This window comes from Pseudoalteromonas sp. NJ631 (genome assembly GCF_000276645.1).
Classification (GTDB): domain Bacteria; phylum Pseudomonadota; class Gammaproteobacteria; order Enterobacterales; family Alteromonadaceae; genus Pseudoalteromonas; species Pseudoalteromonas piscicida.
Genome location: NZ_AKXJ01000010.1, coordinates 119,796 through 132,025, shown reverse-complemented (window position 1 = coordinate 132,025; position 12,230 = coordinate 119,796). Strand labels below are relative to the sequence as shown.

The 12,230-nt window shown below is 43.4% G+C and carries 11 protein-coding genes; 5 read left to right on the top strand and 6 right to left on the bottom strand.

The annotated features are described in order from the left end of the window. Positions 1–68: 68 nt before the first annotated feature. The 6 genes from rraB to ftsY form a co-directional block, all read right to left on the bottom strand. The gene (rraB, locus tag A587_RS0116510) at positions 69–404 is read right to left on the bottom strand and encodes a ribonuclease E inhibitor RraB (protein WP_010374098.1); all 336 of its coding nucleotides are present in this window, start codon (positions 402–404) and stop codon (positions 69–71) included. Beyond that, positions 404–1,117, bottom strand: coding sequence for a 1-acylglycerol-3-phosphate O-acyltransferase (locus A587_RS0116505; protein WP_010374100.1), 714 nt, complete (start codon positions 1,115–1,117; stop codon positions 404–406). Before A587_RS0116505 ends, rraB begins: the two co-directional genes overlap by 1 nt. A 194-nt stretch (positions 1,118–1,311) precedes the next feature. Beyond that, positions 1,312–2,169 (bottom strand): RNA polymerase sigma factor RpoH, encoded by an 858-nt coding sequence (gene rpoH, locus A587_RS0116500; protein ID WP_010374102.1) that lies wholly within the window; start codon positions 2,167–2,169, stop codon positions 1,312–1,314. 298 nt (positions 2,170–2,467) lie between these two features. Next, on the bottom strand, positions 2,468–3,454 hold the full coding sequence (ftsX, locus tag A587_RS0116495) for a permease-like cell division protein FtsX (protein ID WP_017218472.1): 987 nt from the start codon (positions 3,452–3,454) through the stop codon (positions 2,468–2,470). Then, entirely contained in the window at positions 3,451–4,128 is a 678-nt protein-coding gene (gene ftsE, locus A587_RS0116490; RefSeq protein ID WP_017218471.1) for a cell division ATP-binding protein FtsE, read from the bottom strand. The genes ftsX and ftsE overlap by 4 nt, the downstream gene beginning before the upstream one ends. Before the next feature lie 113 nt (positions 4,129–4,241). After that, positions 4,242–6,617, bottom strand: a complete 2,376-nt coding sequence (gene ftsY, locus A587_RS24795) for a signal recognition particle-docking protein FtsY (RefSeq protein WP_020477409.1) — start codon at positions 6,615–6,617, stop codon at positions 4,242–4,244. Between the two features lie 262 nt (positions 6,618–6,879). Between ftsY and rsmD the strand changes: the two genes are divergently transcribed. From rsmD to rpoD, 5 genes are all read left to right on the top strand, one after another. Then, positions 6,880–7,464, top strand: coding sequence for a 16S rRNA (guanine(966)-N(2))-methyltransferase RsmD (gene rsmD, locus A587_RS0116480; protein ID WP_017218470.1), 585 nt, complete (start codon positions 6,880–6,882; stop codon positions 7,462–7,464). 186 nt (positions 7,465–7,650) lie between these two features. After that, positions 7,651–7,866 carry a 30S ribosomal protein S21 gene (gene rpsU, locus A587_RS0116475; protein WP_010362466.1) on the top strand — a complete coding sequence of 72 codons (216 nt, stop codon included), beginning with the start codon at positions 7,651–7,653 and terminating at the stop codon, positions 7,864–7,866. 20 nt (positions 7,867–7,886) lie between these two features. Beyond that, the gene (locus A587_RS0116470; RefSeq protein WP_010374111.1) at positions 7,887–8,333 is read left to right on the top strand and encodes a GatB/YqeY domain-containing protein; all 447 of its coding nucleotides are present in this window, start codon (positions 7,887–7,889) and stop codon (positions 8,331–8,333) included. Positions 8,334–8,510: 177 nt separating this feature from the next. Continuing rightward, complete coding sequence (gene dnaG / locus A587_RS0116465) at positions 8,511–10,250, top strand: DNA primase (RefSeq protein WP_017218469.1); 1,740 nt, start codon at positions 8,511–8,513, stop codon at positions 10,248–10,250. A gap of 121 nt (positions 10,251–10,371) precedes the next feature. Continuing rightward, positions 10,372–12,222 (top strand): RNA polymerase sigma factor RpoD, encoded by a 1,851-nt coding sequence (gene rpoD, locus A587_RS0116460; protein ID WP_010374116.1) that lies wholly within the window; start codon positions 10,372–10,374, stop codon positions 12,220–12,222. The last annotated feature ends 8 nt before the right edge of the window (positions 12,223–12,230 follow it).

The window sequence follows — 12,230 nt, the reverse complement described above, 5'->3', positions numbered from 1 at the left end:
TAGGTATTTGTGAAATGTTCCAGGAGGGGAAACCCAACACCGTATACATGCTGGGTTTTATACGATTGCTATTCTTGGAAATAAGTTCCCCAGCCGTCGTATTCAACGCCAGCGTCTAATGCAACCTTTTCTAACTTGTCTACGTCTTCCATGATAACGTCGGTATCCAATTCGGCTTCTACAACAACATCGAAGCCCCAAATTTTGCCGCCGTCTTCGAGTTCAAGCTCTGCTGGCTCTTCAACATCATAGCCCAATTTAAATGCCGCTAATGCTGCTGCTTCCAGCTTGTCAAAATCCTCACTTACAAAGTGATGTTCTACTTCATAAAGCGTTTCAGGGTTTGAGCCGTCTTCTAGCAATGAAGAAACGATGTCTTCACTTATCTCACGCCAGTTTTCCATTATTTTAATCTCGCTTTTGCATCTAGTTCAGCTATTCTTTGAGCCATTTTAGCATGGATCTGAGCAGCGTGATCCCTTGCTGGCACTTCCGGGTCTAAATATTCTGGTTCTAGTATGTCGATATAGACCTTACCATTATTCCAACGATTTAGCTTTATCTGCTCATGTGTTGAACTCATACATACTGGGATGATAGGCACATTGGCACTCATCGCAGTGTGAAATGCCCCAGTTTTAAATGGTAACAAACCGCGGCCATAGCTTCTGGTTCCTTCAGGGAACATCCAAACCGATAGTTTTGACTCGGTGATTTTTTTTGCTGATTTGGTCAGTGTACCTAAGGCTTTAGAACGATTAGCTCTATCAATCAAAATGTTGCCAGATAGCCAATACATTTGCCCAAAGAACGGGATCCACTTTAAGCTTTTTTTCCCCATGCTGACGGTGTTTTTTGGCACCACGGCCGGCAGCGTAAAGAGATCATAATTATTTTGGTGATTTGCAACATACATCGCGGGGACAACATGCTTGGCATTTTCATGCTGCGTAATAACCAACTCAACGCCTATCAACTTTGACATATAGCCATACCATTTGGCTATCGTGTGCACATTGTTAGCATGAAAAGGGCGCACAATACACAATAACAATCCGCAAATACCACTAACAATGATAAACACTGCTAATAAGAGAATTCGTATAATGGCAATCAATTTAACCACTCCAGAATTAAAATCTCGCGCATTATAGTAAAATAAGCGAACACTTGTAAGCTCAAAATGATGATAGTTTTGAGATTGCCAGAGGAGTCTCTAGGTATGAGAGTTAAGGTGCTGATCTGTTTATAGAAAATAAAAATGCCGCTGAGTAGCGGCATTTGACACACGATTTATCATTTTTGCAAAATTTAGCTCATTGCGTTTTGCAGCTTTTTCATTGCTGACTTTTCTAGCTGGCGTACACGCTCAGCCGACACGCTGTATTTCTCAGCTAAATCTTGTAGCGTTGCCTTTTCGTCAGCAAGCCAGCGTGCACTTACGATATCTTGAGAACGCTCATCAAGCGTTTTCAGTGCTGCAAATAGGCGATTATGTGACTGCTCTTGCCACTGCTCTTGCTCAACTTCTTCGGCAAGGTCACTACTTGTGTCTGTTAAATACTGTACTGGAGAGAAGTTACCCGCTTGGCTTTCGTCATCATCAGCGGATAGGTCGAAGCCCATATCTTGGCCTGCCATACGAGACTCCATCTCGCGAACTTCTTTCTCACTTACACCAAGCTCGTTTGCAACCGTTGTCACTTCGTCTTGGTTAAACCAACCTAAACGCTTTTTATTTTTGCGCAGATTGAAGAATAATTTACGCTGCGCTTTTGTCGTCGCAACTTTAACAATACGCCAGTTTTTTAATACATATTCATGGATTTCTGCTTTGATCCAATGTACCGCAAAAGAAACAAGACGCACACCCACGCTTGGGTCAAAACGCTTTACTGCTTTCATCAATCCAATATTACCCTCTTGGATCAAGTCAGCCTGAGGTAGGCCATAGCCCGAATAACTTTTTGCAATGTGAGCAACGAATCTCAAATGAGACATAATGAGTTGCTTAGCCGCGTTAAGATCCCCTTCTTCCTGAAGACGTGTCGCAAGTTTTTTCTCTTCCTCAGCGCCAAGCATAGGTATTGTGCTTACAGATTGAAGGTAACCTTCAACACTTGCGCTTTGCTGCCCAGTTAGTGCTAATGCGTATAAATCTTTAGTCATGTTTCACCTCAGTGATAAACCGTTTCGTGTATATTTAGCACTCTAACATCTAGAGTGCTAAATGCAATCTACTTTATCTGATTTTTAAAATCAACCTTTTTAGAAGAACTTCAAAAATAAAATGTAACCTACTGAATAATATTGAAAATATTGAATTAACTAGGCTTCTTTTTACGATATTATTTTTTTATGACAGTGCTAAATTTAATTAGTTCTGATTGTTTGAGTGCTAAAATCTGATAGTAATTGGCAATCGACTGCTACACTTTAGCAGTCGATTGGTGTTTGTAGCGTTAAATCATACCTTTTCAGGTTCAATCTCTTTGATATAACGGTGTACAGAAAGAAAAGAGCCTACAAACCCTAAGGTAATCGCAGTGCCAAGTAGCACTAAAAGTTCATTCCCTGCCATTCCCTGAAGCACAAAGTTGCTTTGATATACCCCAACAACCGTAGATACGGCTGACTCCAGCCACCACAACATAAGAGCTACACAGATAAAGGCAACCAAACCACCGACTATGCCATACCATACACCAGTCCAAAGAAACGGAGCCTGAATAAAGGTATTGGTCGCTCCCACCAGTTTTAGCACTTGGATTTCTTCTTTCTTGTCCATGATGGATAAGCGTATGGTATTTCCAATAATCAAGATAACGGCGCTAAGCAATAGAAATCCCACGGTGATCACACTTTCTTTTAGTAACCCCAGTAGTGCATTTAGGCGCTCTAGCCATTCAATATCCAGCTTACCAAACTCGACCTCGCGCTCTTTTTCAAGTTTAGTGAGAAGCTCTGTTGCAGCTTGTGGTTTTCTAAAACGACTAACAGGCGTTACCAGCACAACATTAGGCAGTGGGTTTTCTTCTAAATAGTTAAGCGCCTGACCAAAGCCTGACATTGACTTAAATTCATCCAAAGCTTGGCTTTTACTTATCAGTACTACTTTTTCTATTTCTGGATAGAGTGCAAGTCGCTTCACCAGAGTTTGTGTCTGTGCCTCAGTCATTTCATCTTTAACGAACAATGATATTTCAGATGCCTCTTTAAACCCGCTACTTACCTGCTGTACATTTTTCACTACCACATAAAGCGTCGCAGGTAATGTCAGGCTGAGCCCCAAAACTAAAATAGTCATTAAAGAGGCCATTGGCGTACGCCACATTTCCCCAAGGCTCTGTACACCTTGACGAATAATCATCAAACAAAAAAAGTAAAAATGATGAAATATCGACTTTTTACTCTGTTCAGCCTGATTTCCTCGTCCTTTAAACAGCAAACTCATAGCGTGTCCTCCGCCAGCGGATCTTGTAGCATGCGTCCTTGATTAAGCGTGAAGCTACGGTATTTCATACGTGCTATTAACCCCAAATCATGAGTAGCGATAAGAACGGATGTACCACGGCGATTAAATTCTTCAAATAAGTTCAGAATTTCCATCGATAGTTCTGGGTCTAAGTTCCCCGTAGGTTCGTCTGCAAGCAGCAAAGGCGGCGAGTTAACAATCGCTCTTGCTATGCCAACACGTTGCTGTTCACCTCCAGATAACACACTCGGATGGCACTTTGCTTTATCGAGCAAACCCACCTTGTCCAGAGCGGCATGTACTCTTTTGGTGATCTGTTTATGGTGAGTACCTTCAATAACTAAAGGTAGTGCGACGTTATCAAATACGCTGTAACGTTCGAGTAGGCGGTGGTTTTGAAAAATAATCCCAATATCTCGGCGAACGAAAGGAACTTGCCGGTTAGATACCGTATTGAGATCGACACCATTAATGTAGACACGGCCTGCTGATGGCCTTTCCATCACGCTAACCAACTTTAATAATGTACTTTTACCAGCGCCACTGTGGCCGGTTAAAAATGCGAGTTCTCCATTTGCAAGTTCAAAGCTCACTTTTTCCAGTGCTTTGTGCCCACCAGGATAAGTTTTGCTCACTTGCTCAAATTTAATCATGTTGGCCTCTTATACTTATTTTAACCATGACACTCAGTCCGTGGCATTGTAGCAATTCGGCAATCGAATAAAGCGGGCAAATTTGCCCGCTTTATTGCAACTGATGTCTCTATTTATTCTTGACTGAATAATGCCTCGATAAAATCATCACTCTTAAAGGTGCGTAAGTCATCAATGCCTTCACCTACACCTATATATCGAATTGGCACCTTAAACTGATCCGCCACAGCAAAGATAACCCCACCTTTGGCTGTACCATCAAGCTTAGTTAACGTAATACCAGTTAAGCCAACCGCTTGATTAAACAGTTTTACCTGACTAATCGCATTCTGACCAGTTCCGGCATCAATCGTCAACATCACTTCATGTGGCGCGTCTGGGTCTAACTTTTTCATTACTCGAGCAATCTTCTCAAGCTCTTGCATTAAGTTATCTTTATTTTGTAATCGACCCGCTGTATCCGCTATTAATACATCGATATTTCTCGCTTTAGCGGCTTGGAAGGCATCAAATACCACCGACGCAGAATCAGCACCTGTGTGCTGGGCAACAACAGGGATACTATTTCTTTCACCCCATACCTGCAACTGCTCTACCGCAGCCGCGCGGAAAGTATCGCCAGCCGCCAACATGACGGATTTACCTTCGCTTTGAAACTGTTTGGCAAGCTTACCGATTGTCGTCGTTTTACCAACGCCATTTACGCCGACCATTAAGATAACGAAAGGTTTCTTGTCGGCAGGGATCTCAAGCGGTTGCTCTGCCGTTTTTAAGATCTCTGACATTTCTTTTTTCATTAGGTCATATAAAGCTTCACCGTCTTTTAACTGCTTTCTATCAGCAGCATCAGTCAGGTTATCTATCAGCTTCATTGTGGTTTCAACACCAATATCAGCCGTTAGCAATTGCGTTTCTAGATCTTCGAACAACTCATCATCGATTTTCTTGCCTTTGAATACCGACGCAAAGCCTGAGCCGATATTGGCTTTGGTTTTCAACAAGCCTTTTTTAAGACGGGAGAAGAAACCTTCTTTTTTCGGCTTTTCTTGTTCTTGAGCTAATTGTGCTTGACGTTCTGCTTCCTCACGCTCAGCTTGTTCTTTCGCTAATTGCGCCTGACGTTCTGCTTCCTCACGCTCGGCTTGCTCTTTTGCTAATTGAGCCTGACGTTCTGCTTCCTCACGCTCGGCTTGCTCTTTTGCTAATTGTGCCTGACGCTCTACTTCCTCACGTTCAGCTTGTTCTTGAGCTAACTGTGCCTGACGTTCGGCTTTTTCACGCTCAGCTTGTTCTTTCGCTAATTGTGCCTGACGCTCTGCCTCTTCACGCTCAGCTTGTTCTTTAGCCAACTGCGCCTGACGTTCTGCTTCCTCACGCTCGGCTTGCTCTTTTGCTAACTGTGCCTGACGTTCCGCTTCTTCACGCTCAGCTTGCTCTTTTGCTAATTGTGCTTGGCGTTCTGCTTCCTCACGCTCAGCTTGTTCTTTTACTAATTGTGCCTGACGTTCTGCTTCTTCACGCTCAGCTTGTTCTTTAGCTAATTGCGCCTGGCGTTCTGCCTCTTCACGCTCATCTTGTTCTTTTGCTAATTGCGCCTGACGTTCTGCCTCTTCACGCTCAGCTTGTTCTTTAGCCAACTGCGCCTGACGTTCTGCCTCTTCACGCTCAGCTTGTTCTTTAGCCAACTGCGCCTGACGTTCCACTTCTTCACGCTCGGCTTGCTCTTTGGCTAACTGTTCTTGGTGTTCTGCTTCTTCACGCTTAGCTTGCTCTTTCGCTAACTGTTCTTGGCGTGCTGCTTCCTCACGCTCAGCTTGTTCTTTCGCAAGTTGTGCCTGACGTTCTGCTTCCTCACGCTCAGCCTGTTCTTTCGCTAACTGTGCCTGACGTTCTGCTTCTTTACGCTCAGCTTGTTCTTTTGCAAGTTGCGCCTGACGTTCTGCTTCCTCACGCTCAGCTTGTTCTTTTGCTAATTGTTCCTGACGTTCTGCCTCTTCACGCTCGGCTTGTTCTTTCGCTAATTGTGCCTGACGCTCTGCCTCCTCACGCTCAGCTTGCTCTTTCGCTAATTGTGCCTGACGTTCCGCTTCTTCACGCTCAGCTTGTTCTTTTGCAAGTTGCGCCTGACGTTCTGCTTCCTCACGCTCAGCTTGTTCTTTTGCTAATTGTTCCTGACGTTCTGCCTCTTCACGCTCGGCTTGTTCTTTCGCTAATTGTGCCTGACGCTCTGCCTCCTCACGCTCAGCTTGCTCTTTCGCTAATTGTGCCTGACGTTCCGCTTCTTCACGCTCAGCTTGTTCTTGAGCTAATTTTTCTTGGCGTTCTGCTTCCTCACGCTCTGCTTGCTCTTGAGCTAATTTTGCTTGGCGTTCTGCTTCCTCACGCTCAGCTTGTTCTTTTGCTAACTGTTCTTGGCGTTCAGCTTCTTGTTGCTCTTTATCGGATTTACCAAAGCCCAACCAAGATAAAAATTTGTTTTTCTTTCCCATATTCACTTATGACCGTGTTAGATAAATTGCATAAACCCAAAGCAAAATGTTGATGATCTTGCTACCATACTCGAAAACGCCAATCCGCATCAGCTTATTGCTTTTACTTGGATTGATATCACACTTAATTTTGGGCTCGAAAGGCAAGCCGAGGATGGCAACCTTAGTGCTTAGACAAAATTGCGTGCAAGTGTACCATGTTCCGTAAGGATGAAAAATCCTGACACCAAGAACCTTTAATAAAGAAGCAAATTACGTCGCTATGAGAAAATCTAAGCCTAAGTCAAATACCAAACAGTCTGGTTTCATCCGCCTGATCAGTGGTAAGCATAAAGGTCGCAAGTTACCAGTTCATGATGTTGTGGGATTAAGACCAACAACAGATAGAATGAAAGAAACCGTTTTTAATTGGCTCATGCAGGACGTAAGAGACGCAAAAGTACTCGATTGCTTTGCTGGTGCTGGCAGTCTAGGATTTGAGGCGATTTCACGCTTTGCAGCAAGCGGAACTTTTATCGAACTGGATAAAACCGCGGCGACACAGCTTATCAATAATGCAACTTTACTCAAACTGGATAACGTTGAAATCATTAATACCGACGCGTTAACCATGCTGGCAAATAACCTAAAGCAACAACAATATGACTTGGTTTTTATTGACCCACCCTTTCGCAAAGGGCTTGTGACTCTTTGTTGTGACTTACTTGAGTCACAATCTTGGCTCAGCGAAGACGCACTCATCTATGTTGAATTTGAACAAGAGGCACAACCTGACACACCAGAAAATTGGCAAGTGATTAAAGAAAAGCGTGCAGGACAAGTGATCTGCCGCCTTTATCAACGCTGAAATTCCCTCATAAAGAATGAAAAAACAGCCGTTAGCGTATGACATGACAGGGCTCGTGTTTTTAGCTATAATTTAGGCTTTACATGCGGTCTTGCTTCAGATTACAATACCGCACCATTTTTGAACCAATTGGCTAGTTTTTAGCCAGATAGAGCTAAGCTCATTAATTAGGTAGGTGAATTTTTAATGCCAGTAATTAAAGTAAGAGAAAACGAGCCGTTTGACGTTGCACTACGTCGTTTCAAACGTTCATGTGAAAAAGCAGGTATCCTTTCTGAAGTTCGTCGTCGCGAGCACTACGAGAAGCCAACTGCTGAGCGTAAGCGCAAAAAAGCTGCAGCGGTTAAGCGTCACATGAAGAAGCTTTCTCGCGAAAACGCACGTCGCGTTAAATTATACTAATCAGTATTGGTCTTGTATCAATGAGCTTATTAGTTACGCTAAAAGACGCGCAAAAAGAAGCGATGAAAGCCAAAGAGAAACTTCGTCTTGGCGCGATTCGTGCGGTACTTGCTGAAATTAAACAGCGAGAAATCGACAACCAAACTACACTAGACGACGCAGGCATTACTGCGGTTTTAGTTAAGTTGGTTAAGCAGCGTCGCGATTCTTATACCCAGTATAAAGATGCAGGGCGTGAAGACTTAGCTGATATCGAAGCTAACGAAATTAGCGTACTTGAGACATTCCTTCCTAAGCCACTTAGCGAAGATGAAATTGTCGAGCTAATTGATGCCGTGATTGCACAAACTGGTGCGTCAGGCATGCAAGACATGGGCAAAGTAATGGGTGCGATTAAAGCAGAAGCTGAAGGTCGTGCTGATATGGGTAAAGTCTCTGGTTTAATTAAGCAAAGACTTACCGCTTAAGCCCACATACAATTGTATGATTGATAAGTGAACCGAGCCTAGTGCTCGGTTTCTTCGTTTTAGGCGTCATGCGCATCAATGCAGCGCTAATAAGATACCTTAATTGAATTAAGTTGATTTTTTCTCGTTGCGACTTGATATAATGCGCTCACTCACTAATACAACTTCGGAACATAAATGAAAGGCAAAATCCCTAGACAGTTTATTGATGACTTGCTCGCAAGAGCGGACATTGTCGAGCTCATAGACGGTCGTGTGGGATTAAAAAAAGCAGGAAAAGACTATCAAGCCTGCTGTCCATTTCACAATGAAAAAACGCCTTCATTTACCGTGTCACGTGATAAACAGTTTTATCATTGCTTCGGATGTGGTGCTAATGGCAACGCAATTTCCTTTTTAATGGAATACGACAAGCTTGAGTTTGTTGATGCTATTGAGGAACTAGCCGCCCTATTAAACTTAGAAGTACCACGCGAAAACGCCCCACAAGGGCCGCAGCGTTCAATGGAAGAAAAAAAGTCTGACTATGACTTAATGCTCCAAGCCGCTAAGTTTTATCAGCACCAGTTAAAACACCATAGCAATGCCACTCAAGTAATTGACTACGTAAAAGGGCGCGGACTGAGTGGCGAAACTGTACAAAAGTTTATGATTGGTTATGCACCACCTGAGTGGGAGTCATTGTGTAATCAAATAGCCCGTAAGCCTGAGCACAAACAACAGCTGCTTGATTTAAAATTAGCTTCAGAAAAGTCAGCTGGCCGCCAATTTGACTTCTTCCGCGATCGCTTGATGTTCCCTATTCGTGATAAACGCGGTCGTGTCATCGCATTTGGCGGAAGGATAATGGGTGCAGATCAAGGTCCAAAATATCTAAACTCGCCCGAAACACGCATTTTCCATAAAAGTTTCGAACTTTATGGTTTTTATGAAGCTAAACAGGCCCATAAGCAATTAGATAAAGTCTTGATTGTGGAAGGCTATATGGACGTCGTTGCCTTAGCAGAAAAAGGCATTGATTACGCCGTTGCCGCATTAGGCACTGCAACCACCGCTGAACACATGCAAACTTTGTTTCGTAATACCGACAGAGTGATCTGCTGCTACGACGGTGATAGAGCTGGCCGCGATGCAGCTTGGCGTGCACTTGACCATGCTTTACCTAACTTAAAAGACGGTAAGTCTCTACAGTTTGTCTTTTTACCTGATGGTGAAGATCCAGACTCATTGGTACAGCAAGAAGGCAAAGATGCCTTTGAAGCTCGGCTGGAAACAGCAAGCGATTACACGCAAGTATTGTTTACCAAATTACGTGAGCAATGCGACCTTACAAATGATGCAGGCAAATCCAAGCTGCTTACCGATGCCATTCCACTGATCAGCAAAATACCCAGTGACTACTACCAAGAGAGTTTATTAACGACCTTAGCTAGGTTAATTGGTCGTACTCGTGAGCAACTTAGTGCTAAATTAGCAAGTAACAAACAGCAAAATAAAATTGAGCGCCAATTTAAAGTCACGCCGATGCGTCGAGCGATTGGCTTACTGCTCCAACATCCACAGCTTGCGCAAACGGTTGAGTATATGCCTGAACTCGGTGAAATGGCGATCCCTGGTATTCAACTGCTGCTGAGCTTACAAATGTTATGTCACGATAACCCGCAAATAAATACAGCGCAGTTACTTGAACATTATCGCGACCAAGCTGAATTCGATGCCTTGAAAAAGCTTGCGGTGTGGCAACATGGCGTTGCTGAAGATAGGCTAGAAGACGAATTTAAAAATACTTTTCAATTTATTGAAGATCAGTGTTTAAATTATCGCCTAGAGACCCTATTAATAAAGGAGAAAACCGAAGGCCTAACAAATGATGAGCGGCTAGAATGCGCACTCCTTACCCAAGCGCTTAAACAGTAGAAGTTCTAGTCAATAGCAATTTTCGGTGCTATAATGTTCTATTCACTGCGTCATCAAAATTTAGCTGTTAAATAGCTGGCGCCTGTTGTATCAACTTTTCAGAGTGGAAGCAAATTTCTCTATGGATCAATCTCCTCAGTCACAACTCAAACTTCTGATTCAGAAAGGTAAAGAGCAAGGTTATTTAACTTTTGCAGAAGTTAACGATCATCTTCCACAAGACATCATAGACTCAGATCAGGTAGAAGATATCATCAGCATGATCAACGATATGGGTATTCAGGTCTCTGAAAATGCGCCTGATGCTGATGAGTTGATGATGCAAGAAACAACAACAGATGAGGATGCTGCGGAAGCAGCGGCTGCGGCTTTAGCAACAGTAGAAAAAGAAATTGGCCGCACAACTGACCCTGTTCGTATGTATATGCGTGAAATGGGTACGGTTGAACTTCTAACTCGTGAAGGCGAAATCCAAATCGCTAAGCGTATTGAAGAAGGGATCAACCAAGTACAGATTTCTGTTGCAGAATACCCTGAAGCTATTACTTACCTGCTAGAGCAATGGGACAAGTACGAAGCGGAAGAAATGCGCCTAAGCGACATTGTTTCTGGTTTCTTTGATCCTAATGCTATCGAGGAAGACGAAGCGCCAATTTCAGCAACACACATCGGTTCTGAGCTAAGTGATGAAGACTTAGATGACGAAGATGATGATGAAGATGATGACGATGATGACTCAGAAGAAGGCGATTCAGGTCCAGATCCTGAAGAAGCTCGTGAGCATTTTGAACAACTTCGTACGCTGTACAATAAAGCGCGAGAAATTTTTGAAAGTAAAGGTCGCTCGCACCCAGATGCGAAAGCTGCAATTCAGGAAATCGGCGATCACTTCCGTACTTTCAAGTTAGTTCCTAAGCAATTCGACCGCATGGTAAATAACATGCGCGACATGATGGATAAAGTGCGTGTTCAAGAACGCATCATCATGAAACAAGCAGTTCAGATTGCTAAGGTACCGAAAAAGGTTTTCGTTAAGCACTTTGCTAACAATGAAACCGATACCGCATGGATCGATGCTGAAATTGCATCAGGTGAAAAACACTCAGCAAAACTTGCTGAAGTAAAACCTGAAATCGAGCGTTGTGTTAACAAGCTTAAAGCGTTTGAAGATAGCACAGGTCTTAGCATTGAGCGTATTAAAGACATCAACCGTCGCATGAGTATTGGTGAAGCAAAAGCTCGCCGTGCGAAGAAAGAAATGGTTGAAGCGAACTTACGTCTTGTAATTTCAATCGCTAAAAAGTATACCAACCGTGGTCTGCAGTTCTTGGATCTGATCCAAGAAGGTAACATCGGTCTGATGAAAGCGGTTGATAAATTTGAATACCGTCGTGGTTATAAGTTTTCAACATACGCAACTTGGTGGATCCGTCAGGCGATTACTCGCTCGATTGCGGATCAGGCAAGAACTATCCGTATTCCAGTGCATATGATTGAAACAATCAACAAGCTGAATCGTATTTCTCGTCAAATGCTGCAGGAAATGGGCCGTGAGCCAAGTCCTGAAGAATTGGCAGAACGTATGATGATGCCTGAAGACAAGATCCGCAAAGTGTTAAAAATCGCCAAAGAGCCGATCTCAATGGAGACGCCTATTGGTGATGATGAAGATTCACATCTTGGTGACTTTATCGAAGACACTACTATCGAGTCGCCGATTGATTCAGCAACGATGGAAAGTCTTCGTGGCGCGACCAACGAGGTACTTGCAGGTCTTACCGCTCGTGAAGCTAAAGTACTACGCATGCGTTTCGGTATCGATATGAATACAGACCACACGTTAGAAGAAGTGGGTAAACAGTTTGATGTAACACGTGAGCGTATTCGTCAGATTGAAGCTAAAGCGCTTCGTAAGCTGCGCCACCCTTCTCGCTCAGATCTATTAAAGAGCTTTTTAGACGTTAAGGGCTAAAAAGTAGC